The organism is Turneriella parva DSM 21527 (assembly GCF_000266885.1).
In the GTDB taxonomy this organism is placed as follows: domain Bacteria; phylum Spirochaetota; class Leptospiria; order Turneriellales; family Turneriellaceae; genus Turneriella; species Turneriella parva.
Genome location: NC_018020.1, coordinates 87747 through 109816, shown reverse-complemented (window position 1 = coordinate 109816; position 22070 = coordinate 87747). Strand labels below are relative to the sequence as shown.

The following is a 22070-nucleotide window of genomic DNA, read 5'->3' as shown; positions in this document are numbered from 1 at the left end:
AAAATCATCTTTACGTCGCGGCGAAATCAGGTCAGGCGGTAGATTATGCGTGTTCTTGATATAATCAATGCCAAAAGCGAGCCGAAACCGCAGGTAAAACAATCCGACTCTGTGCTGGCGGCAGTGAGGCACATGCTTTCGATAAAAGAGACGGGCCTTTTGATTCTCACCCCCGCAGGCGATGTTGTCGGCATTATTACGCAGAAAGACGTGCTTCGGCTTATCGCCGAGCGCTACACGCAGCTCGAAAAAGTTGAAGTGTGGGAGGTCATGTCGAAGAATCTTACGACGGTACCTTCAGAAACGCCACTCGACCAGGCGCTCGGTCTGATGACAGAAAATCACATTCACCACCTTCCCGTGGTGCGCGACGGCAAAACCGTCGGCCTAATCTCGTTAGACGATATCATTTCGGCGCGCCTGAAGCGCACAGAATCAGAGGCGCAGCTGCTGAAAGACTTTATTGCGCAGCAGTAGGTTCTACCCGAAGATTCAAGGGTTGCGCAGCATCCCTTGAATACCAAAACAAGACAGAAATGCCAAAAGAAATCACCCATTGTATTCTGGCTGAGCGGGCAGTGCATACACTTGCAGCGGCCGCGTCTCCCGATAAACATGCTGTTGGGCGCGAGATTGTTTTTATAGCCGAACGTCTGCCGCAACTCTTGTACTTCGGGTCGGTTTCACCCGATATTTTTTTCTACGACATCAAGCTGCCTTGGGAACTTCGCGTGAAGCACCGCGGTCTTTTTTGGGGCGAATTGATTCACGGTACGCAAGGTGAAGACTCGCTCGCGCATGTTATGGTGATGCTCGATACGCTGCGCGACGAGCGTCTGCAGGCCAACATAAACGCGGGCAGGGCATTTTCAACCGAGCAGCGTGACGGTTTGCTGCTCTTTGTGCTGGGCTATCTTTCACACGTCGCCCTCGATACCGTGATGCACCCGATTGTATACCATTATGCCGGCAACTATTATGCCCCCGACCGACGTGAAAAGCTGCGCTCTGAAGCCAGGCACCGCGCCATTGAGACTGTGCTCGATCTTTACAATCTCGCGGCGATTGATTCTGATCTGAAGAAATTCAGGGCAAAGCACAAACTCGCGCTGCCTGAAAAATGGCGCGATTTGGTGCTGGCCTTCTATACACAGTCGATTCTGCTGGCATTTCCCGAAGAGGCTACACGGCAGTTTGGGTCTTTGACTCAGTCTGAAATTCGCCGGCATCCGCTGATTGCGGTTGTCAAACGGTGTTACAAGAAGCAGAGCCGATTTAACCGGCTTTTTCAGAATGCGGGCATTGCACGGTCGGGTTTATGGTATAACCGCAAGCGCCAAGACAGGCTGCATTTCAACAGTAGCCTGCTTTACCCGGCAGTTTCTTACAGTGCGTACCTTTCGAAATCAAAGGGGGATTTTTTTAAGATATCAGATTTGCAGTCTTATCGCGATCCCGTGTCTAACCGCGAGCAATCCATTCGCCCTCAGGCTTTGCAGCGCCGGGCACTCGCCCGCTCGCATGCCTTCTTTCGCGCCGCTTTCAACTATGCAAGGGGCTTTTCGCACAGACAAGACGCCCGCAGAGTTCTCAAAGGTTACAGCCTGAACAACGGTCGCGTCGCCGTGCCGACAGAAAAAATGCAATACTTTTCGCCCTTACAGATTGACGGAAACTTTCGTTACATTACCCAAGCGCACCACAGGAGCAGCACATGAAAATCATCTACGGAGTTACCGCTTCGATAGCGGCCTATCGTGCCTGCGACATTGTGCGCGAGCTGGTGAAGCGGGGCCATGACGTTCACGTGGTAATGACCCGCACCGCCGCCGGGTGGATTAATCCGGTCGTGTTTGGGGCGTTGTCAGAGAACCGCGTCGTGGTCGATGACGATTATAGATCCTCATTATCGCAAGACGCAATGCAGCACATAGAGCTGCGCAATGATGCTAAATTGCTGCTCGTTGCCCCGGCGAGCGCCGATTTTATTGCGCGGGCAGCCCAGGGCAGAGCCGACGATGTGCTCGCCGCGACGCTGCTCGCCTTTACAGGCAAGGTCGCGCTTGCCCCGGCGATGAACCCTTCGATGTACGCGCACCCCGCGACGCAGAATTCTCTAAAGGTCTGCAAGAGTTTCGGTTACCATATTTTTGACGCGGCTGACGGCGAGGCCGTGTGCGGCGACGTGGGTCAGGGAAAAATGATGGCCGTAAGTGAGATTATTAAAGAGACAGAACGCTTGCTCGCTTTCTGAGCGTGCCGCGGCGACGCTATTTTTTCGCCGTGGTGCGCGGCTTCTTTTTTGCAGTCGCTGCCTGAGCAGTTTTGCGTGGCTTGCGCACCGGCTTTTTCTCAGGCGCTTCGACGGCTGCTTCTGCATCGCCAGACCGGTTGATCTTTAGCAGGTCTCGAAGGCCCTTGCGTGCGGGTTTTGGGGCCGTTTCGGCTTTTGCTGCGGGCGATGACCTTTCGTTAGCGACGCGCTCTTGCAGGTCGACCATATCTTGCGCCTGTTTAATTTTTGCGCTGACAATCTGGCGAATCTGGGCGGCGCGCAGGGGTTTTTCGAGCACAGGAAAACCATGCGCTCTCTGCGGGACAGCGTCGAGGCGGTGTGTCAGAATCACAAAATCACTTTCTGCCAGGCCGGGGTACCTTTTGACCGCGTGCGCGACGAAGTCTGTGCCCTTCATGCTCGATTCGGTGTTCTGTTCAACAATGACGAGAAAAACACCGCCCTCATTATAAAGCTTGGCCATAGTGGCGGCCTTTTCTTTGCTCTTTTTGGCAGATGAGGTGGCCGCTTCAACCTCGCTTGCCACGAGATCTTCTGGCTTGTCTGGCGTTTGCCGGTTGTAGAAAACACCTGTTTTGTCGAGCAGCGCGACGGCGTCGCTGAAACGAAATGCCTGAGCAAAATCGAGCGATAAATCGCGCAGCATAACCTTGAGGCTGTCGATAAAGCTGTGATTATCCTCGATGATAAGGACCTTGAATGTCATTAGCTCCCAAAAATGGGAGTCAGACACACGGACAAGCGTTTGTGCTTTTCGCCCTGTCAGCAGCAGACGTTTGAACCCATGATCGTTGTCACCGGTGGGGCGGGTTTTATCGGCAGCGCTGTGGTGGCGCACCTGAATTCACTGGGTGAAACCGACATTGTCATCGTTGACAATCTCGAGGCGTCGACAAAGTGGAAAAACCTCGTCTCACTGAAATACCGCGATTTCGTGCATAAGTCGCAGTTTCTCGAAGCTCTGCGCACACCTGCATTCAAGTCGGTGAGCGCGATTATTCATATGGGTGCATGTTCGGCGACAACCGAACAACAGGGCGACTACCTGATGGCGAATAATTATGCCTACACGCGCTTCATCGCCGAGCACGCGCTCGAAAAAGGCATTCGCTTCGTCTATGCTTCGAGCGCCGCAACTTATGGAAGCATTGAGGCAGGCTTTAACGACGACGATGCGACAAGCATGACCCTCAAGCCTATCAACCGCTATGGCTATTCAAAGCAGATTTTTGACGAAGTCGCGATTCAGAACGGCTGGCAAAAACACATTGCGGGTATAAAATTCTTCAATGTCTACGGCCCGAACGAATACCATAAGGGTGACATGTCGAGCGTTGTCTATAAGGCGTTTCACCAGATATCAGAAGTGGGATCTCTCAAGTTATTCAAATCTAACCGTGCCGAATTCGGCGACGGTGACCAGAAGCGTGACTTTGTCTACATCAAAGACTGCGTCGATGTTATTTCGCAGCTCGTTACCAAACGCAGCGCGAACGGCATATTTAATCTCGGTTCGGGCGTGGCACGCAGCTGGAACGACCTTGCCGCGGCAGTTTTCGCTGCCATGGGCAAAGAAAAGAATATTGAATATATCGATATGCCCGCCGCACTCAAGGGCAGCTACCAATATTTTACCCAGGCCAATGTCTCGCGGCTGGCCGAAGCAGGCATTGCGTTGAAAAAAACGCCGCTCGAAGAGGGCGTCACTGACTATGTGGTCAAATATCTTCAGCCCGGTGAATTGAGGCTGCAAGATGCGCGATAGGCAAACCGAAAAAGGAAAACCATGAACGAAACAGCAAAACAGATTGATAAACTGATTAGAAACGTGCCGGATTTTCCGAAGCCGGGCATTCAGTTTAAAGATATTACTCCGGTGCTGCAAGACGCAAAGACGTTTGCGCTGGTCATCAAAACTCTCGCCGATGGGTTGAGAAATGAAAGGCTCACCGCTGTTGCCGGTATTGAATCGCGCGGCTTTATTTTTGCGAGCGCGCTTGCGACTGAGTTGGGTGTGGGGCTGGTGCTGCTGCGCAAACCCGGCAAGCTGCCCTGGAAGACGCTGCGCGCAACCTACCAGCTTGAATATGGTACCGACGCGATTGAAATCCACGAAGATGCGGTGAAAGAAGGCGATCGGGTTGCAGTCATCGATGACCTGCTGGCGACCGGCGGCACGGCGACCGCCGCGGCCTGTCTGCTCAGAGACGCCGGTGCCGAAGTGGTGAAGGCAATGTTTGTTATTGAACTCGATTTTCTGCAGGGCCGCGAAAAACTGCGTACCGCCGGTTTCCCGGCAATCGAAAGCCTGCTGCATTATTGAGACATGGATGTCTCAGAGGCGGCAACAGGCACGGATGCCCTCTGTGTTGACGCCTTGGACATGGATGTCTCAGAGGCGGCAACAGGCACGGATGCCCTCTGTGTTGACGCCTTGGACATGGATGTCTCAGAGGCGGCAACAGGCACGGATGCCCTCTGTGTTGATGCCTTGGACATGGATGTCTCAGAGGCGGCAACAGGCATGGATGCCCTCTGTGTTGACGCCTGGGACATCGATGCCGCCGAGACGGCAGCGCGCTCGCCTGGCCGGGCTTTATGTGCATCTGCCGTTCTGCGACGTCAAGTGCGCATATTGTGATTTTTATTCGGTTGCCGCAAGGCATGTCGATGCGGCGTTCTGGCCGCGCTATCTCGTTAAACTCAAAGCTGACATCGACTGGCAATACCAGCGCCTTACCGAAGATTCTGCCAGTGTAGTGCTGGCGTCGATATTTTTTGGCGGAGGTACCCCGTCAAAGGCCCCGGCATTCGTTTTCAGCGAAATCATCGCGCACGCGCGTTCTGTGTTCGCACGCAGTTTGCCGGCGATCGAAATTTCAGCCGAGGCGAACCCCGAGTCTTTGACAGAACACGTTGCCAAAGACTGGGCAGCCTCAAAAATCAATCGCGTCAGCATCGGCATGCAGAGCCGCGACCCGGCGGTGCTGAAATATCTTGGCCGACTCTACAACAGCGGGGCATATGAAAAGGTCATACAGATCGTGCAGGACGCAGGTATCGATAATATCAATACTGATTTTATCACCGGCGTGCCTGGGCAGACGATCAGAAGCACGCTCACCGACATCGATTTCGCGCTGGCAGCAGGTGTGAAACATTTGTCGCTCTACCAATTGACGATTGAGCCGGGCACGCTGCTGAAATCCCGCATTGAGGCGGGGCGGCTTGAAGCTCCCGCAGACGGCCGGCAACTGAGACAGATGCGCATTGCCGCCAACCACCTGCAGCGGTCAGGTTTCATGCGTTACGAGATTTCTAACTTCGCGCTGCCGCATTTTCGTTGCCTGCATAACCAAATCTATTGGACGCACCGGCCGTACCTGGGCGTTGGCGTCGCGGCGCACGCTTTCACAGGCGAGCGAAGATTTCTGAACGTTCGCTCGCTCGACGGCTATACGGCGGCCGAAAGTCTGCCCGAAGAAGATACCAACGTTCAGCCGCGTGATGCGCTGATCAATCGCCTGCGTCTGCTGCAGCCGCTGGCTGTGTCGCGCCTGCTCGGCTATTTCGAAGAAGCGCAGCACGCGAAGGTGATGGCAGTGCTCAAGGCGGCAGAGGGCAGAGGGTGGATTGATATCACCACGAATACCATTCGGCTCACTGAAACTGGTCTCGCATTCACCGATTCAATCATCGCCGAGCTCTGGAACATCTGACAGTTCCCTGAAAAAGGAGCCAGCTGGTTCAGTTCCAGAGAATCGGCGGCCTGACGTCGACCACATATTCGAGTACTTCAGTCGAAGCCTGGCTTGGCCGGTACTTGATCGTTGCCCTGACGTAGCGGGGCATCTGCCGGCGCGATTTGAAATCCCAGCTTTCTTCGAAGTCGACCCCGTTATTCGAGCCTTCGACGCGAAATTCTTCAATAAAGTTCAGAACCGGTACCGCGATGCCACGATAGAGATTTTTTGGGTCGATGAACATGTCTTCTGAGCGGTATAGGGTGTAGTCCTGACCGGCAGGGCTTTGTTCGACGAAATAGGCGACCATGAAGCTGCGCGCCTGCAGCACCGACGGATTCGCGTTCAGCGCCGCCGAGGGAAATACAAATGCATCGAATCGTTTGCCACCGTGCAGCTCTTTCTCGACAAGAAAGATCTGGCGCACATTGTACTTTTCAAATATCAGATTCGCCAGATCGTAACTGATCGCCACACCGACGTCGATGACTGCGGCCGACTGGCTCGACACCTGCGTTTGCGCGGTGGTGAGTTTTTTCACCTGCAGATAAACGCCCATGAGTGTCGTGAAAATAAAACCTGAGAGACCGATGACGATCAGCAGTTCAATGAGCGTGAAGCCGGCGAGGCGACGAATGCTGCGCATCAGATGCCCAGGCCCCGGTAATAGTCGAGCTCATACTTTTCTTTTTCGTTGAAAAATACTTCGACATGAAAATGCAGCAGTTTGAAGGTTAATCCCGTTGCACTTTTTGCGGTAGAATTACGCTCTTTGAAGTATTTGCCTGCGGCGCTGTTGGCCACGGCGTTGCCTGCACCGAGCTCGTCGGCAATTTTCTGCAGGTCGAGCTCTTGCTCACGAATCACGTACGCGAAACGATAGCCCGGCGAACCCTGAAATTCTCCGCTGCCGCTGTCGGTCTTGTTGAGCGCCTTGATCTCGTGCATCTTCTTCTTGGCCATGGTGATGGCGCGGTTGAGGCTGAGTGCGCGCTGCCGCATCGACATCGCGTTCATGAGGCTCGTGATGAGCAACCCGGTCATCGAAGCGGCTATTGCCATTGCCATCAGAACCTCGACGAGCGTGAAACCGCGCCGCCCTTTTTGCAGCAGGTAGAACCGAAACCTTCTGCGCAGCGTCATTGTCGCAGCACCTTCTGCCGCTCAAACTGCTTCAGGTCGGGCAGATGCACCGGCTGCAGGTTATACCGCGGTATGTAGACATAGTTCGGTTTCGTATCACCGAACTGGAGTATAACCGAGTCTGAATTGCCAGTCGGGTAAAAGTGCACATTGATGATCGGCCCCGTGAGCTCAAGGCCCGAACTGCTGAGTATTTTAGTCAGCACAGTCGGTATCTTCTGCACCGAGCTGACCCATCTCGGCTTCGGCAGCTCTTGTTCGGCATTTTCTTTATCGCGTTCGCGTTCGAAACGGTAGCGCTTCATTTCGGCGAGTGCCTGCAGCGACGCGTCGGGGTTGATTTCGAGCTTCGGGTCATATTCCCTGAGACCAAAGGTCTTTTTGTCGAGATTGATTTCGAGCGTCAGCGTCTTCGACAGAATGATCGCCTGCCGGCGGGCATCTTGAAAATAGCCTTCAAAGGCGATATCCTGATTGCCAGAGAGGCGTGCCTGCATGAAGCTTGTGAGAAGGTTATACGCCATCAGAAGCAATGCGCCGCCGATCGTTAAGACGACCATCAGCTCAACGAGCGTAAAGCCGGCCTGCGCCGAGGTACGCCGCAGCCGGGCCAATGACAGTTCGTGTGCTCGGGCGAGGCTCACTGCGGTAGCAGCGCATAAGCCCGTTGGAGTGTCAGCGAAAACTAAGAATCGGCGAAAAGCAGCAGCAACTAATGAATCCTCATTATTTCTTTTTTCTTTGCAGGCTGAGCAAATTTGCAAATAAACCCCATGGCGCAGATAAAGAAAACCGCAGCAAAGAAAAAAAACTCAAAGGGTGACATCTTTGTATACCCCGAAAAAATTAACAGTCGCGTCGCGTCGGGTACCGGGCATTTCAGGCTGCATGTGCGCTTCATCACCACCGAAGAAGTCAAAGAAATAAAAGATTTGCCTTCGTACTTCAAAGCCGACCCCGGCAGCACCGCGACGCTCGTCGCCGGCCTGACCGTCGGGCTTGGGCCACTGGAAAAACTGGACGCCGAAATTTTTGCCGACACAGTGGCGGCGGCACTCGGCAAAGCTGCGGCCCAGCTCAAAGAATATGAGATTGTCGCGAGCCAGGCGGTTCTCGAAAAAGTGGGATTTCGTACCGCCCTGCGTCTCATTACCGTCGCGCAGCATAATGCCGAATACCCCACCGACTTTCTTAAAGGTGCGGATGCGCGCAAAAAAGTTACTGTATCGGCGACCGTCGTGGTTGTGCCGAAGAGTTTTCTCGCGGCGGCCGCTGAGATTTATAACTCTGCGCTCATCGAAGCGCGCCACGTGGCGGCCATGCGGCAGACACAGGCTTTGCCCGGCAACTACCTGACACCGCAGACGATGGACGCGCGTTCGCAAGAAATTGCGACGCGTTACAAGCTGACACGTAAATCGTTCGGCCGTGCTGATTTGACGCGTATGGGTGCGGGCGGCATTCTTGCCGTGGCACAGGGCTCTGAGCGCGAGCCACGGCTCATCGTGCTCGAATACCGGCACGTCGGGGCGAAAAAAACTCTCGCGCTCGTGGGCAAAGGCGTTACGTTCGATACCGGCGGCATTTCTTTAAAGCCCGGCGCAGATATGCACGAAATGAAATATGACATGTCGGGCAGCGCCATGGCGATTGCAGCTCTTGCTGCGATCGCAGAGCAGAAGATTCCCGTGAATGTCGTCTGCGCTCTCGCGATGGTTGAGAATATGCCCTCAGGCAATGCCTTTAAGCCCGGCGATGTCTACACTGCGCTGAATGGTAAAACAGTCGAAGTGCAGAATACCGACGCAGAGGGCAGACTCATTCTTGCCGATGCGCTGACCTATGTGCAGCAGAACTACAACGCGAACCTGATAGTCGATATGGCAACACTCACCGGTGCCTGTGTCGTCGCGTTAGGTGATTTTTATGCAGGGCTTTTCAGCAACAATACCGCAGCACGCGACCTCGTGGTCGCTGCCGCAGAAGAAACACGTGAACCGGTGTGGCCGCTGCCCGTTGGCAAAAGATACCGTGAACTCTTAAACTCCGACATTGCTGATCTCAACAATATCGGTGGTCGTTATGGCGGGGCATCGACCGCTGCCGAATTTTTGCATGCGTTTATCGAAGACGGGCAGATGTGGGTACACCTCGATATCGCCGGGGTCGGCATGATCAAGAAGCCCTTTAACGTCTACACGGCTTCGGGCAGCGGCTACGGCGTGAGGTTGCTCGCTGAAATTGCCCGAAAACTCGCTCAATAACACTAAGGATAAAAAATGAAACACAAAGCAGATATCGGTATCATTGGCGGCACGGGGGTTTACGGCGTCGAAGGCATGCGCGTCACAGACAAGGTGCGTGTCAAAACGGCGTGGGGTTACCCTTCAGATGAAATCACACTGGCAGAGTACCATGAGGGTGATAAAGCGATTACTCTCGCTTTTCTGCCGCGCCACGGCAAGGGGCACTTTATACCTCCGACAAAAATACCGGCGCATGCGAATCTTGCTGCGCTCAAGATGCTCGGCTGCGAGGCCGTTGTTTCATTCTCTGCTGTGGGCAGTCTGAAAGAAGAGATTCCCCCCGGGCATTTTGTTCTGCCGAGCCAGGTGATCGACCGCACACGCCACCGCCGCGACACCTATTTCGACGAAGGTATCGTTGTGCACGTTTCATTCGGTGACCCCATGGACAACACCCTTGCGACTATTCTCGCGGGGGCGATTCGCCAACTTTCTTTGCCGCTCGCCGAAAATGAAACGCTCATCTGTATGGAAGGGCCGCAATTTTCGACGCGGGCTGAATCGAAACTTTACAAGTCATGGGGCGCAGGCATAATCAATATGAGTGTTTTGCCCGAGGCGAAGCTCGCCCGCGAACTCGAACTGCCCTACCAGATGATCTGTATGGCCACCGACTATGATTCATGGCGCGAACACGACCACGCCGTGACGGCCGATGAAATTATGGCCGTCGTCAAAAAGAACTCCGACAATGCGCAGAAGGTTCTTAAGGCCGCGCTGCCCCATCTCGCCGCGAAAAAGGGCAGTCTGAACAGCCTTATCGGTTCGGTGAAATTTGGCATTATCACGGCTCCCGAGAAGCGGCCGGCCTCGCTGCGCAAAAAATATAACACCGTGCTGCCCGGCTATTTCTGACTGCGCTTTATCGAAAAGCCTTTTACAGCGCCTCGCGGCATCTGTGCATAGCGCATGGTTTCGCATAGCTGGCCCCCGCAGAATCAGGGCGCGAAAAAGCCGCATGTCGTCATTGTCGGCGGCGGTTTTGGCGGTCTCACCGTGGCGCGGCGTTTGAGGCGTGCGCCGGTCTACATTACCCTCATCGACAAGGCGAACCACCATCTGTTTCAGCCGCTGCTTTACCAGGTTGCAACCGCTTCGCTTTCTCCGGGGCATATCGCGATGCCGCTCAGGGCGATCTTTCGCAGCCAAAAGAATGTGCGCGTGCTCATGAACCGCGTCGGTGAAATTCGTGCCCAGGAGAAAAAAATCCGATTGGTTTCGGGCGACGAATTTACGTACGATCATCTCGTGATTGCCACCGGTGCGCGCCATTCGTACTTCGCGCACCCCGAATGGGAAAAAAATGCACCGGGGCTTAAAAGCCTCGCCGACGCATTGCGCATTCGCCAGAAAATTCTGGCGACATTCGAGCAGGCAGAGGCGATGCTGGCGATCGGTAAAGAAGACGATGCGGAGCTCAGAAAGTTACTGACGTTCGTCGTCGTGGGCGGCGGCCCGACTGGCGTCGAGATGGCCGGCGCGATTGCCGAGATTGCGCACCACACGTTAAAGAAAGAATTTCGCGGAATCGACCCGCGATCAACGCGCATTATTCTCGTCGAGGGTGGCGAACATCTGCTGATGGCTTTTCCCGGTTCACTGGGTGAAAATGCGCGCCGCGTGCTCGAAAAGCTGGGCGTTGAGGTGCGCACCGGCGCTGTCGTCAAAAGCGTCATGTACGATGGCGTTTACATCAATGATGAGCTCGTCTCGGCCGCCAATATTTTGTGGGCCGCTGGCAACACGGCTTCGACGTTGCTGAAAACGCTCGGCACTCCGCTTGATCGGGCGGGGCGCGCCGTGGTGAATGCCCAGCTCTCGCCAGAGGGTTTCGACGATATCTCTGTCATCGGCGATGCAGCGCATTTTGTCGATCAGGGCACCGGCCAGCCCCTGCCAGGCGTCGCCCCCGTGGCAATTCAGCAAGGGCAGTACGTGGCCAAAAAGATTCTGGCGACGTCTAGATCCGCCAAACTTGCCGACTTTCGCTACTGGGACAAAGGCTCTATGGCGACGATTGGCCGTGGTCGGGCCGTTGCCAAAGTCGGGCGACTGCACATGACGGGTTTTATTGCGTGGCTCATGTGGTCGGTAATTCACGTGCTCTATCTTGTCGGTTTTCGCAACCGCTTTGCAGTCATGATTTTGTGGATGTACAGTTACGTCACGAACAGCCGCGCCGTGCGACTGATTACCTCTGATGATTTGTAGAAGATGGCCATTTACTTTTGCCATCTGCCTTTTAGCGGCAGGTGTTCTTGCATGCAATTCGCGCACTACAAAGAAGCCTGAGATACCCAGCTTCGATGCCGGCGACGAAAAAATGCGGCCGCAGGCCGCGCTCGACGCTGACATCGAAAGTGTCGCGACGCCAGAAGTCACCGTTCAGGGCCTCAAAACTGATCCGCCCGTGATCGCGAAACAGAAGGGCAAAAAGCGTGGCAGGTTTCAATTCAGCGGCGACGAATTCGTCAAAGAGAGCGGGCAGAATCCCTTTGAAAACAAGAACGACACGATCATACGCCTAAAGGGGCATGCCAAGCTCAGCGCCAAGAACGTGAAGATCTCGTCGCCGCAGATCGAAGTTTATGGCGATGACGGTAAAATGGCGTATGCACGCGGGCCGGTTGAGATAATCGACACACGCAATGCCACGCGAATTACTGCAGACGAGGCGCTCTTCATCAGGGCCGAGAACCGGGCCGTGCTGCGGGGCAATGCGAAGCTCAATGCGGTTTTCGCAGGCAAGAAAAAGAAAAAAGAGAAGTTGCAGCTTACCTGCGCAGAAATTGAGCGCAACTTCGATACGTCAGTTTCGGTGGCGAGGGGCAAGGTTGTTGCAACGACGGCGAGTGGCGTACTCTACGCAGACAGCGCAGAGTTTCTCGAAACGCAGGACACGCTGCGTTCGCGCCAGAACCCCCGTATATTCTCAGGTGAAGACCTTTTTCTCGCCGATAACATACAGTGGAACATGAGCAAGAACACCGCTGAATTTCAGGGCCATGTGCGCGCTTATTTCAGCCGCAGCGAAGAGGGACAGAAAAAGAAGAATGTCGATTCGGCGGTGAGGGCATCCGAAGGCACGTTGGTACAAGATGATAGCCTGCTGCACGGCCAGCGTCTGAGCCTGCGCCGAAAAGTTTCCATTGAACGCAAGAGTTATTCAGCCTACAGCGAAGAAGCCGAAATTTTCGGTTCAGGCGCCGAACTGGTAAAAGCCCGGGAACAGGTGGTGCTGATCAACCGTGAAGAGAACAGCAAGTCATTCGGCGACGCTTTCGAATGGCTGCGCGAAACCGGTTACATGACCCTGACAGCGCGCAAGACCTCGCGCACACGCACGATTCTCTACAACAAGAAGTCTGTACCGACGGCCGAAATCGCCGCGTCGAGCATTACGCGTGCAAAAACCGGCGCGAACCCACAGGCGCGGGGCGACGTGCTCATTATGCAATTCAGCAAAGACGCTGCAGCACCCCCGGTGCGTATGGGCGCAGAATGGGCCGAAGTGCGGCGCGAGCAGAAAATTATTCAGCTCAACGGCAGCCCTTATGTAGAGGCAGAACTGGGGCGCATCGGTGCCAGAGACATTATTCTGCATTACGAAGAGCAGCGCTATGAAATGCTGGGCATCTTGCCGGGTGTAGTGGAAAAAAGAATGACAGATTCGGTTCAGGGAGATTAAGAATGGAGAATTGCCTCTTTTGCAGATTGGTCGCGGGTAAAATACCCGCAACCCAGGTTTATGCCGATGACGAAACGTTTGCGTTCAAAGATATTAATCCGGTTGCACCCGGCCATATTCTCTTGATACCGCGCCGGCACATGGAAAATATGCTCGACCTTGATGACGCCACCGCTCTGGCGATGCACAGGGCGCTGAAGAACATTGTCGCAGCCGAGAAGCTCGAAAAAGGTTTTCGCGTCGTGGCGAATACCGGTGAACACGGGGGGCAGACAGTGTTTCACCTGCACTGGCATATACTATTCGGTCGGCACATGGGTTGGCCTCCGGGTTGATTTGGCTTTATGGCGCGTTCTCACCGCATTCTGCGATGGTTGCGCTGGGCTTTTCTGGTGCTGGCGCTCGCTTTCGCCGGGCTCAGCATTTGGTTTGTGCTGCGCATCGAACGGTTCATTCTTGCACGGCTGCCGCGTGAGGTTGTCGTAGCCAATCTTTCGGTCTCGTTTCTCACCAGCCGATTTGTATTGAATGATGTGCAGATTCTGGGCCGCGAAGCCGGCGCCTGCCCGGCTAAGGTGCTCGCGACTCTGCGCCAGATCGAAGGCGACTTTCAGCTCAGGCAGCGCTTGCTGAAGAGTATTACGCTCGCCGATGTTCGTATTACAGCCGAGGGTCTTGACCGGCGCTGTTTCTCGAAAGACACGAACCAAAGCGATTTTAGTCTTCGTCAGTATACATCCGCCGCAGGCATCATATTCGAGATTCGCGGCGCTGACATACCGCTGCGCGAGATTGGCGCGGCGCGTCTGAATACCATCGCCACTCTGGTCTACCCCGATGAAAAGACCGTGGCGATCAAGGCAGACCGTATAACTCTGGCCGCAAAGAACCTGAACGTTACAGGCCGCAATGTTTCTCTGGCGCTCGAGCGAAATGGAAACGGCCTGCAGCTGCAAAATGTGTCGGCGAACGTGACGGCGCGTCACAGTGACCTGTCAAAGCTGCCCCGCCTCAGCAGCCGTAAACTCGTCGTTCGCGCCGGCGAAGCCGAACTGAAGCTGACCGCCGAACTCGCGCGTTCACAGTGGTCGGTGTTCAGCGCGGTCGAGCTCAAAGGTGTGAAAGTAGGGGGAGCTCCCCTTTACAACATGCCGATGGGGTTATTGCAGCTTTCGCCCGAGACACTCTGGCCGATGGCTGAAGACACGCCCGGTCTCTTCGAATTCAGTTTCAAGACACTGGCGACGACCGAAAGATTGCCTGCAGTGTATGCAGCCGATTTCAGAATTGCCCTCACGAACAAGGTGCGTAAGAATCTCAAAAAGAAGATTCCCGTGCTGCCGTTCTGACTTCGGGTGTCGCTCACGCCCGGTTTTCAGAACAGAGAATTTCGGCGTTTTCCCGGCGAGCGGCTGCCTGTATATGGTCGGCCATGGACAACAAGGTGCTGATCGATATTGAAAAAGCCCGGGGCGAGGTAATTCGCGTCGAAGTCGGTGAATTTAAGGGCAAGAAACTCTTGCATATTCGCACCTGGTACACCAATGAAGCGGGCGAGCTTGCGCCAACGAAAAAGGGTGTGGCACTCAGCTATGAGCAATTTCAGAAATTCAAGAGCATCATAGGCGCCGTCGATGATATAATGAAGAATGAGTAACTTTCTGGCCAGCTATTTCACATATGGGTTGTTTCTCCCTGGCCTGTCGCGCGGCCTAAACCCGGGATTCGCATGAGCGCCGAACTCGTTAAACGTTTTGGCTCGACCTACAGCGCCGGGCAGACTATCTTTAAAGAAGGTGACCACGCCGAAGAGATGTTTATCATTCACCAGGGGCAGGTGAATATATCGAAACGCGCTCGCAATGCCGAGCAGATTCTGGCGACGCTGCGAGATGGCGATTTTTTTGGCGAAATGGCCCTCTTCACCGATTCTGCCCGATCGGCGACGGCGACCGTCGCCGTCGAGAGCACAATCTTGCGCATAGACAAAAAATCGTTCGATTACATGGTGAATGGCAATACGGCTTTTGCGATCAACATGATTCGTAAACTCTGCGAGCGCCTCAGAAATGCGGATAACCAGATCAGCGAACTTTTAGTCTTTAGCCGCGAGACACGGGTGCTGAAAGCGATGTCGGCCTATTGGAACATAGAGGGACACAAAGATGCTTCGGGCGAAGTGTTGCTGCTACCCTATCTTGGTTTTTGCGATTATCTGAAGAAAACCTATGGCATTACTGTCGAAGACGCGAACCAGAGCCTCTTGAAGCTGCGCAACCAGAATCTGCTGCACATTCGTAAAGACCTCGCCGGCAAGCAGTACATATCGTTCTCGCCGAAAATTTTCGAATACTTCAATATCGTGTAAAGGTTCTAAAGCGGGTCTCTTTTCCATAAACCTGTTACGTGCCGCGCGACAGCATCAGGTAAAGGCTTGTCAGAATTACCTGCTGCCGGCCTGCGTCTGCGGTTTCACGGCAAAGCGCATCGGCCCGCAGCAGTGCATCCATCACCAGGCGAATGCCATCGGGTGAATATTTATTGATCAGCGTATTGTAGCGTTCGGCGCTCTTTTTCAGAGGGTAGCCGGTCATGGGGCGCGTCGAAATGATCTGCCCGATTTCGGCGAGCTGCATTCCCGAATCGCGGTAGTAATAGAAACGCAGCGACTCGCTGAACAGGCGAACAAGCGCCGCGATAAACTGCTCGCCGCTCTCGAGCGCGTGGCGCTGCAGCAGCTGCAGGCATTCGCCGATATTGCGCTGCGCAGTCAGGTCGAGTAACTGAAAATGCAGATTGCTTTCGGCGCTCGCCGCGGTTTCTTCGACGTCTTCGATACGAATTTCTTTTTCGTGCAGGCGAAAGGTGATAAGCCGGTCGAAGTTCGCGAAAGCGACCTTCTGTTGCCCCGCAGACTTGTCAACTAAGTGTTCGATCGTGTCGCGGTCGGTTTTGAAACCGAGCGTTGCCGCGCGCGCCACAAGGTGATCGACCAGATCGGGCCCTGAAAGCGGTATGTCTTCGTAAGTATGGGCCAGGTCTTCAATCGCCTGAAGTTTTTTCGAAATCTTCTTTTCGCGAAATTGCAGAACGGTGACGGTAAACTCGGGTGCCTGTGGAATATCGTGCAGATAGTTCTGCAGCGCGCGCGCGTTCGCTTCGATGCGTTTCAGCAGCGCCTCGGCGTGGCGAACAAGAATCAGCCTGCCCGAGGGAAACATAGGCATTGTCATGAGCTCGGCATGCCAGCTGGTAATTTCATTGTCGAGGCCCGAAAGGTGTACTTCGTCGCAGCTGCCATATGCCCTGGCGAGTTTCTGCCTCAGGGTACCGAGAAGTTCTTCAAGCTCGTCGGCGCTTTCGCCCACGTAGATAATGTAGGGCGTCGGTTCAGTGCTCGCGTCGAGCTTTCGGCAAAATGCCGCGAACTTGCCCGATGACTTTGCGGTCATTTCAGTTCAGCCCTTCGCCGCCGCAAAGCCGTTATTGGATGAAATTTCGGTATACGGCGATTTTAAACCTGCTTCGAAATAGAGTTCTGCCGCTGCGGCCACCATCGCCGCATTGTCGGTACAGAACTGGTTTTCGGGCACAATTAAAGGCACACGCAATTTTTCACAGAGTTGGCTGAGCGCGCGGCGCAGCCTTTGGTTCGCGAGCACTCCGCCTGCTGCAATAACCGGGCGCTTTGGGTTGAGGCCAATCGCGTGCGCGAGGTTGCGCACAATGTGTTCGACAATGCGATCCTGGTAGAAGAATGCGAGCGCCGGCACTTCTTCGGGTTTTGCCGCGTCAAACCTGCGCAGCAGTGCCGTCTTGATGCCGCTGAAGCTGAATTGTACCCGCTCACGTTCGAGGCTTTTCAAAATTAAGGGAAAAGGATTTTCTGCGTCGAGCTTCGCTTCTTCTCCGGTTAGAAATCCTCTTCGTTCAAGGTAGAGCGCCGCCTGCTTTTCGATAGCCGGCCCACCCGGGTAACCAAGCCGAAGAATCTGCGCGGCTTTATCGAGCGCTTCGCCTGCCGCGTCGTCGAGCGTGTCACCAACGAGCTCTGTTTGGCCAACACTCGACAACCGGTAGATAGCTGAATTACCCCCCGAGAGAATCATGCCGAGCGCGGGAAACTGCAATTCATGCCCCGACAACCTGACAGCGGCGAGATGCGCCTCAAGATGGTGCACGCCGATCAGCGGAACCTGAAAATGGCGGGCGGCGGCGCGGGCCGTCTGGTAGCCGACCAGCAGTGCGCCGACAAGGCCCGGACGCGTCGTCACGGCCACATAATCAAGATCGCCGGGCGCGAGCGGGTGTGCTTTGAGAATTTCTGCCAGCAGCGGTGTGAATTTTTCGAGGTGTGCGCGGCTAGCGTATTCGGGTACAATACCGCCATACGGCCGGTGCATCGCGATCTGGCTGAAAAGGGGAGCGCTGATCACACGCCGGCCATTTTCGACGAGCGCAACGCCCGTCTCATCGCAGCTTGATTCAAAGGCGAGGCCGAGACCCATGCGGCATGCGCGGTGCTGCAAACAGGGCGAAAAAGGTTTTTCAGCGTGTGTGAGTGCCCAGCCTCGCATACGCCCCCATGTTTCCCCTGCTGTTTATTGTATCGCGGCTCGCGATGATTTTCGCGGCGCACCGCGAGAATACCGACTGGTTCTCGTTTACTTTCTTTTTGGTATCAGGTGGATTTCTCGAATTCATCATCTGGCACACGTTCGCCGGCCGTCTGCGCGCCCGTTTCGTGAGGCCTGCATTTGCCCCCTTTGCAGACACAACTTTCAATCTGGTCTATGCCATCGTCTTCATCACTGACCTGCGCGTGTTTACTGCTTTCAGGCGTCCGCTCGATCTGATGCTCGTGCGTGAGGCGTTCAGCGCGATGCCCGCTGAAACCATGATTTCACTGCTGTCGTTGACTGACTGGCTGTTCATAGCACTCGCGCTGCTGACACCCTTCGCCGCGCGTTTACCGATCGTCAGAATAGAAAATCCCATGCGGATGCCGCGGGCTCTCTATGCGCTCACAGTCTTATTGGTTTGCACCGGATTTTTTGCAGGCCGGTGGGCGCCACAGATCGCCGCGCCGGCGGTGCGTGTGCCTCTGCTCGTCGTGCTGAATCTGTTTCAGAAGCCGACGGGTTTGGGGGCCGCCGTGGTCAAGAGCCCGGACAAAAACCCGGCCGAAGACTTTTCAGAATTACCAGTCGGTTCGCTTGCCGCATCGGCGATCGCCGCCAGAACGAACGTAATCCTCATTATTCTTGAGAGTACCGGTTCGCGCTATGTATTCGATGCTGCGCTGACCCGGCCTGGACAGGGCATGCCGATGCCGTTTTTGTACTCGCTGTCGCAGAAGTCGCTCTACCTTGCGCGCCATTATGCGACGGCGAACAGTTCGCCCCGGGCGCTCTTCTCAATTTTTACCGGACTATACCCTGAGCCAGTGCCCGAATTCTTCTCGTTACGCCCGTCGCTGCACATCAGAACCTGGACCAGTTATTTGCCGGCCGCTTCTCAATTTCTCGTCACCCCATGCGCAGTCGAATGGTATTTTCCCCTGGGCCTGCTGAAGAACAACGGAGTCGAAGAGATATACGGTCAGCGCCAGCTCGAGTTTTCTGAAAAGCGCACGCACCCGGCCGAAGGGCGCAATGAAGAGCAGACCGCAGATTTTTTTGTCGCGCGTGTGCTAAAAGCTACGCAACCATTCGTCGCGACCTACATCAGCTTTGCGCCGCATTACCCATACCACGATTACGGCGAACGCTGGCATATAACACAGGGTGACGAGCGCCTCGATCGCTACGTTGACAACCTTCGCCTTGTCGACGCGCAGATTGAGAAAATCCATGCGGCGCTCGAAAAAAGCGGGTTGCTGCAGAATACTGTGATCGTTTTGGTCGGTGACCACAGCGAGGCATTCAGGCAGCACAGGGGAAATTATATTCATTCGTTGCACAGTTATGAAGAAAATCTTGCAGTACCCGCACTGATTTATGCGCCGTCTTTGATCAAGCCGCGGCGTGTCACGTCGGTGACTTCGCACGTCGACATCGGCCCGACGGTACTGAACCTTCTGAAAATACCCTACAAAGCGAAGCAGTTTCAGGGCGTATCGCTGGTGCGCCCGTTCGATCGGGAGCATATTCTCGCGTATGGCAATGAAGAGACGGTGACCGTATATTCGAAAGACGGTTTAAAGACGCAATACCTGCGCACGGGCATCTGCCGCAGGTTTGACCTCGCCGCTGACCCGGCAGAATTGAAGCAGCTGAATTGCCCGCCAGGGCTTGACGCACTCAAAGCCGCGCGCAGCTACAAAGACCAACAGCTTGTTTTTCTCGAGAAGCTGCACAGCCGGGCGCTGCGCCAGCCCTGATCGGTTTCTGCACTAAAGACCTGAGGCTGTTATTCGAGTTCGAGGGTCGTTTCGAATACTTTTTCAAAACTCTCTTTTTTACGGTTAAAGGCCCAGCGCTCCATCTGGCTTTCTGCGTTCGTGTCAAAGCCCATGCGCCAGGTACGCGCGTCGATCTTCGTGCCCCTGAGGCCGGTGATCGAGCTCGAATAGCTGCGATCGAGGCTGTCGGCGATTCTGAGCAATACCGAAAGTTTGATGATCGTGTCTTGTTTGCGCGCCGAGAGCCGTTGAAATTCAACGTGCGATGCCTTGGGGTTCGACTTACGGTGGTACCGCGCAGTGTGGGCGATAATGTCGCGTTCATCGTTGTTGTATCCCGGCAGGCTCATGTTGCTCAGCAGGTAGAGGGCATGCTTGTGGTGCTGAGAATAATCGACGAACTTGCCGATGTCGTGCAGCATCGCTGCAGCCTTGAGCAGATCGCGCGCATCTGCCGGCAGCTTGTGCACTTCTGCGAAAATATCAAAGAGCTGCGCTGAAAGCGTGGCCACGTGCTGCGAATGGCCGCGGTCCATCTTGTATTTGTCGACGATCGTTGCAAGGCCCGCCTCGCGAAACTGTGCCTGGCTGCGCAGGTAGACGTTCTTGTTGACTTTGTTGTAAACGTAGTCAGCGAGCGCACCGTCTCTGAGTCCATTGGGCGAAACCATAAAACGCGTCATGCGCGTATGCTTGAGTAGCGCCAAAAGCAGGGCTGCCCCTGGCAAAATGATGTCGCGGCGGCCTTCGTCGATGCTCTTCAGCTTCGCGAGTTCTTTTCGGCTCATCTGCGAAAGCTGGTCGACAACCTCGGCAAAATCGCGCACTTCGACGACAGGCAGTCTCAGGTCTTCGCGCAACGAAACACCCATTTCACGCAATATCTCGAGAATTGTGCGAGCGGTACCACCGGTCGATAGCCCCGCTTCAGGCTTAAACCGCGCTATGTCTGACAGAAAAGGTTCGACCGACCTCTGCACATAGCGATCGATCAGCTTCACGAGGTCTTTCGCCTCGCTGGCGAACATTTCGCGCAGCCGAACAGTGCCGAGCCTCAGGCTTTCGACAAAGTGTATGTCGTCGTCGTTACAGACCAGAATTTCGGTCGAGCCACCGCCGATGTCGTTGACCAAGAAGTTGCGGTTGCCGAGCGAAGTATGCGCTCGCACGCCGCTGTAGACGAGCCGCGCCTCTTCAAGGCCTGAGATGAGAGTGACATTGATCTGCGCCTCGCGACGCGCGCGCTCGATGAAATCGCCGCTGTCGCATTCTCTGAGCGCCGCAGTCGCCAGTGCTACCGTCTGTTTGCACTTGAATTCTTGCGTGATGCGGCGAATTTCTTTGAGTGCCCCGATCGCGACCTCGGTATTTTCGCTGCGTAACTTTCGTGTCAAAAAAACATCGGCACCGAGGCGGGCGGGAAACTTCTCGCTGAACACCAGGTGCGAATGGCCCTCGGCATTCACTTCAAAGATTTCGAGCTTTATGTTGTTTGAGCCAACGTCGACGATTGCAATATTCAAGTGGTTTCCTCAGAAATGACTGAGGCACTTGGTTGAAAATCTGCCGCGAACGGCAAACCAAAAATATCCAGTATCACCTGCGGAATATCGTTCAGCGCCTTGACGCGGCCGGCAAATAGCGCTGCGTGTTTGCCGTGAACCCATGTACCCACGGGGTTCTGGGTGTGCGTTTTAACTGACAGGTCTTCGAGATTTCCATGGTCAGAACTGATGACGACCGTGTCGCGCTCTGCGTCGAGCTCTTCCCACACGCCACTGAGAAAATCGTCGACCTGGCGAATAATGCGCTTCGCTGCGCCCCAAGATTGCTCATGGCCAACCTTGTCGGTAAAAAAATACTCGAACACCACCATGTCATAATTCTGTGCGATCTGCACGAGCTTGCGTCCGCTGGCGCGCGCTGAACCGAAAGGAATCTTCATGCCATTCTTGCGCAGAAACCAGTTGTTCAGATCCATATAGAGGCTGCGTCCCTCGAGGTAATCTTCAGTGGTGAAGTAGGGGCGGCCCGAGTGGCGTTGCATGAGCGATGAGGCGGATAGCATACGTTCTGCCCGCGGGTGTTCAAGGCGCTTCAGGTACCAGCTCGAATATGAATTGACCAGCGTCGCCTTGAACCCCGCGTCATTCATCACTTTGAGCAGATTTTTTTCTTTGAAATAAGGCCGCAGCGTGAATGTCGGGTAACCGTTCACATGCCGCCCGAGTATCATCGGGCCGTTGTAGCCGGTGAACAGCGCAGTTTGGCCCGTCGCCGACTGTGGCAGGCCGGGAATACCCATATGCGCATCGGTACTGAGCAGCTGCCCGGGCAGTTTGTACTCACGACCCCCGTGGCCTGCGAAAAAGGGATTATCGAACCTCGCGAACGGGTTCTTTGACCTGTCGCCTGTGCCGATGCCGACACCATCGAGAAAGATATAGATGATGGGCCCAGGCCTTTTCATAATTGATTCGTGATTGTTATT

At 54.9% G+C, this 22070-nt stretch carries 23 protein-coding genes; 15 read left to right on the top strand and 8 right to left on the bottom strand.

Annotated features, from left to right (window positions below):
• The first annotated feature begins 45 nt into the window (after positions 1–45).
• From TURPA_RS00545 to TURPA_RS00535, 3 genes are read left to right on the top strand one after another with little or no spacing between them, the layout of a single operon-like run.
• Positions 46–477 carry a CBS domain-containing protein gene (locus tag TURPA_RS00545; RefSeq protein ID WP_014801327.1) on the top strand — a complete coding sequence of 144 codons (432 nt, stop codon included), beginning with the start codon at positions 46–48 and terminating at the stop codon, positions 475–477.
• A gap of 59 nt (positions 478–536) precedes the next feature.
• Positions 537–1718 (top strand): zinc dependent phospholipase C family protein, encoded by a 1182-nt coding sequence (locus TURPA_RS00540; RefSeq protein ID WP_014801326.1) that lies wholly within the window; start codon positions 537–539, stop codon positions 1716–1718.
• Entirely contained in the window at positions 1715–2254 is a 540-nt protein-coding gene (locus TURPA_RS00535) for a flavoprotein (RefSeq protein ID WP_014801325.1), read from the top strand. Before TURPA_RS00540 ends, TURPA_RS00535 begins: the two co-directional genes overlap by 4 nt.
• Positions 2255–2270: 16 nt before the next feature.
• Here the strand turns inward: TURPA_RS00535 and TURPA_RS00530 are convergent, their stop codons facing one another.
• Positions 2271–3002, bottom strand: coding sequence for a hypothetical protein (locus TURPA_RS00530; protein WP_041948212.1), 732 nt, complete (start codon positions 3000–3002; stop codon positions 2271–2273).
• 78 nt (positions 3003–3080) lie between these two features.
• On the opposite strand from TURPA_RS00530, the gene rfaD reads away from it, so the two are divergent.
• From rfaD to TURPA_RS00515, 3 genes are all read left to right on the top strand, one after another.
• Positions 3081–4061, top strand: a complete 981-nt coding sequence (gene rfaD / locus TURPA_RS00525; RefSeq protein ID WP_041948211.1) for an ADP-glyceromanno-heptose 6-epimerase — start codon at positions 3081–3083, stop codon at positions 4059–4061.
• 21 nt (positions 4062–4082) lie between these two features.
• Complete coding sequence (locus TURPA_RS00520; protein ID WP_014801322.1) at positions 4083–4619, top strand: adenine phosphoribosyltransferase; 537 nt, start codon at positions 4083–4085, stop codon at positions 4617–4619.
• Positions 4620–4854: 235 nt separating this feature from the next.
• A complete protein-coding gene (locus TURPA_RS00515; protein ID WP_014801320.1) occupies positions 4855–6015 on the top strand; it encodes a coproporphyrinogen-III oxidase family protein in 1161 nt (386 codons plus the stop codon).
• 28 nt (positions 6016–6043) lie between these two features.
• On the opposite strand, the gene TURPA_RS00510 is transcribed toward TURPA_RS00515, so the two are convergent.
• Genes TURPA_RS00510 through TURPA_RS00500 form a run of 3 tightly spaced genes read right to left on the bottom strand, consistent with a single transcriptional unit; the run spans position 6044 to position 7826 of the window.
• The gene (locus tag TURPA_RS00510) at positions 6044–6685 is read right to left on the bottom strand and encodes a type II secretion system protein (protein ID WP_014801319.1); all 642 of its coding nucleotides are present in this window, start codon (positions 6683–6685) and stop codon (positions 6044–6046) included.
• Complete coding sequence (locus TURPA_RS00505) at positions 6685–7182, bottom strand: type II secretion system protein (protein ID WP_014801318.1); 498 nt, start codon at positions 7180–7182, stop codon at positions 6685–6687. The genes TURPA_RS00510 and TURPA_RS00505 overlap by 1 nt, the downstream gene beginning before the upstream one ends.
• Positions 7179–7826: a pilus assembly FimT family protein gene (locus TURPA_RS00500; protein ID WP_014801317.1), complete on the bottom strand. Its 648-nt coding sequence runs from the start codon at positions 7824–7826 to the stop codon at positions 7179–7181. Before TURPA_RS00500 ends, TURPA_RS00505 begins: the two co-directional genes overlap by 4 nt.
• A 129-nt stretch (positions 7827–7955) precedes the next feature.
• Between TURPA_RS00500 and TURPA_RS00495 the strand changes: the two genes are divergently transcribed.
• The 8 genes from TURPA_RS00495 (at position 7956) to TURPA_RS21155 (ending at position 15544) form a co-directional block, all read left to right on the top strand.
• Positions 7956–9446, top strand: coding sequence for a leucyl aminopeptidase family protein (locus TURPA_RS00495; RefSeq protein ID WP_014801316.1), 1491 nt, complete (start codon positions 7956–7958; stop codon positions 9444–9446).
• A 15-nt stretch (positions 9447–9461) separates the two neighbouring features.
• Positions 9462–10343, top strand: coding sequence for an S-methyl-5'-thioadenosine phosphorylase (gene mtnP, locus TURPA_RS00490; RefSeq protein ID WP_014801315.1), 882 nt, complete (start codon positions 9462–9464; stop codon positions 10341–10343).
• A 54-nt stretch (positions 10344–10397) separates the two neighbouring features.
• Complete coding sequence (locus TURPA_RS00485) at positions 10398–11699, top strand: NAD(P)/FAD-dependent oxidoreductase (RefSeq protein ID WP_014801314.1); 1302 nt, start codon at positions 10398–10400, stop codon at positions 11697–11699.
• A gap of 112 nt (positions 11700–11811) precedes the next feature.
• On the top strand, positions 11812–13176 hold the full coding sequence (locus TURPA_RS00480) for a hypothetical protein (protein WP_014801313.1): 1365 nt from the start codon (positions 11812–11814) through the stop codon (positions 13174–13176).
• A gap of 2 nt (positions 13177–13178) precedes the next feature.
• The gene (locus TURPA_RS00475) at positions 13179–13511 is read left to right on the top strand and encodes an HIT family protein (protein WP_014801312.1); all 333 of its coding nucleotides are present in this window, start codon (positions 13179–13181) and stop codon (positions 13509–13511) included.
• Between the two features lie 9 nt (positions 13512–13520).
• Positions 13521–14525 carry an AsmA family protein gene (locus TURPA_RS00470; protein WP_014801311.1) on the top strand — a complete coding sequence of 335 codons (1005 nt, stop codon included), beginning with the start codon at positions 13521–13523 and terminating at the stop codon, positions 14523–14525.
• Between the two features lie 83 nt (positions 14526–14608).
• Positions 14609–14833, top strand: coding sequence for a transcriptional coactivator p15/PC4 family protein (locus tag TURPA_RS00465; protein ID WP_014801310.1), 225 nt, complete (start codon positions 14609–14611; stop codon positions 14831–14833).
• A gap of 72 nt (positions 14834–14905) precedes the next feature.
• Positions 14906–15544, top strand: a complete 639-nt coding sequence (locus tag TURPA_RS21155) for a Crp/Fnr family transcriptional regulator (protein ID WP_014801309.1) — start codon at positions 14906–14908, stop codon at positions 15542–15544.
• Positions 15545–15578: 34 nt separating this feature from the next.
• Here TURPA_RS21155 and holA read toward each other — a convergent pair whose 3' ends face one another.
• Both holA and tsaD read right to left on the bottom strand, forming a co-directional pair.
• The gene (holA, locus tag TURPA_RS00455; protein ID WP_014801308.1) at positions 15579–16628 is read right to left on the bottom strand and encodes a DNA polymerase III subunit delta; all 1050 of its coding nucleotides are present in this window, start codon (positions 16626–16628) and stop codon (positions 15579–15581) included.
• A 6-nt stretch (positions 16629–16634) separates the two neighbouring features.
• Positions 16635–17684, bottom strand: a complete 1050-nt coding sequence (gene tsaD, locus TURPA_RS00450; RefSeq protein WP_014801307.1) for a tRNA (adenosine(37)-N6)-threonylcarbamoyltransferase complex transferase subunit TsaD — start codon at positions 17682–17684, stop codon at positions 16635–16637.
• A gap of 77 nt (positions 17685–17761) precedes the next feature.
• On the opposite strand from tsaD, the gene TURPA_RS00445 reads away from it, so the two are divergent.
• Positions 17762–19558, top strand: a complete 1797-nt coding sequence (locus TURPA_RS00445; protein ID WP_014801306.1) for an LTA synthase family protein — start codon at positions 17762–17764, stop codon at positions 19556–19558.
• A gap of 29 nt (positions 19559–19587) precedes the next feature.
• On the opposite strand, the gene TURPA_RS00440 is transcribed toward TURPA_RS00445, so the two are convergent.
• Both TURPA_RS00440 and TURPA_RS00435 read right to left on the bottom strand, forming a co-directional pair.
• Positions 19588–21102, bottom strand: coding sequence for a Ppx/GppA phosphatase family protein (locus tag TURPA_RS00440; protein ID WP_014801305.1), 1515 nt, complete (start codon positions 21100–21102; stop codon positions 19588–19590).
• Complete coding sequence (locus TURPA_RS00435) at positions 21099–22049, bottom strand: alkaline phosphatase family protein (RefSeq protein WP_014801304.1); 951 nt, start codon at positions 22047–22049, stop codon at positions 21099–21101. Before TURPA_RS00435 ends, TURPA_RS00440 begins: the two co-directional genes overlap by 4 nt.
• Between the last annotated feature and the right edge of the window lie 21 nt (positions 22050–22070).

Coding starts and splice junctions, on each gene's coding strand:
- TURPA_RS00545 (WP_014801327.1), top strand. CDS start 46: ATGCGTGTTCTTGATATAATCAATGCCAAAAGCGAGCCGAAACCGCAG.
- TURPA_RS00540 (WP_014801326.1), top strand. CDS start 537: ATGCCAAAAGAAATCACCCATTGTATTCTGGCTGAGCGGGCAGTGCAT.
- TURPA_RS00535 (WP_014801325.1), top strand. CDS start 1,715: ATGAAAATCATCTACGGAGTTACCGCTTCGATAGCGGCCTATCGTGCC.
- TURPA_RS00530 (WP_041948212.1), bottom strand. CDS start 3,002: ATGACATTCAAGGTCCTTATCATCGAGGATAATCACAGCTTTATCGAC.
- rfaD (WP_041948211.1), top strand. CDS start 3,081: ATGATCGTTGTCACCGGTGGGGCGGGTTTTATCGGCAGCGCTGTGGTG.
- TURPA_RS00520 (WP_014801322.1), top strand. CDS start 4,083: ATGAACGAAACAGCAAAACAGATTGATAAACTGATTAGAAACGTGCCG.
- TURPA_RS00515 (WP_014801320.1), top strand. CDS start 4,855: ATGCCGCCGAGACGGCAGCGCGCTCGCCTGGCCGGGCTTTATGTGCAT.
- TURPA_RS00510 (WP_014801319.1), bottom strand. CDS start 6,685: ATGCGCAGCATTCGTCGCCTCGCCGGCTTCACGCTCATTGAACTGCTG.
- TURPA_RS00505 (WP_014801318.1), bottom strand. CDS start 7,182: ATGACGCTGCGCAGAAGGTTTCGGTTCTACCTGCTGCAAAAAGGGCGG.
- TURPA_RS00495 (WP_014801316.1), top strand. CDS start 7,956: ATGGCGCAGATAAAGAAAACCGCAGCAAAGAAAAAAAACTCAAAGGGT.
- mtnP (WP_014801315.1), top strand. CDS start 9,462: ATGAAACACAAAGCAGATATCGGTATCATTGGCGGCACGGGGGTTTAC.
- TURPA_RS00485 (WP_014801314.1), top strand. CDS start 10,398: ATGGTTTCGCATAGCTGGCCCCCGCAGAATCAGGGCGCGAAAAAGCCG.
- TURPA_RS00480 (WP_014801313.1), top strand. CDS start 11,812: ATGCGGCCGCAGGCCGCGCTCGACGCTGACATCGAAAGTGTCGCGACG.
- TURPA_RS00475 (WP_014801312.1), top strand. CDS start 13,179: ATGGAGAATTGCCTCTTTTGCAGATTGGTCGCGGGTAAAATACCCGCA.
- TURPA_RS00470 (WP_014801311.1), top strand. CDS start 13,521: ATGGCGCGTTCTCACCGCATTCTGCGATGGTTGCGCTGGGCTTTTCTG.
- TURPA_RS00465 (WP_014801310.1), top strand. CDS start 14,609: ATGGACAACAAGGTGCTGATCGATATTGAAAAAGCCCGGGGCGAGGTA.
- TURPA_RS21155 (WP_014801309.1), top strand. CDS start 14,906: ATGAGCGCCGAACTCGTTAAACGTTTTGGCTCGACCTACAGCGCCGGG.
- holA (WP_014801308.1), bottom strand. CDS start 16,628: ATGACCGCAAAGTCATCGGGCAAGTTCGCGGCATTTTGCCGAAAGCTC.
- tsaD (WP_014801307.1), bottom strand. CDS start 17,684: ATGGGTCTCGGCCTCGCCTTTGAATCAAGCTGCGATGAGACGGGCGTT.
- TURPA_RS00445 (WP_014801306.1), top strand. CDS start 17,762: ATGTTTCCCCTGCTGTTTATTGTATCGCGGCTCGCGATGATTTTCGCG.
- TURPA_RS00435 (WP_014801304.1), bottom strand. CDS start 22,049: ATGAAAAGGCCTGGGCCCATCATCTATATCTTTCTCGATGGTGTCGGC.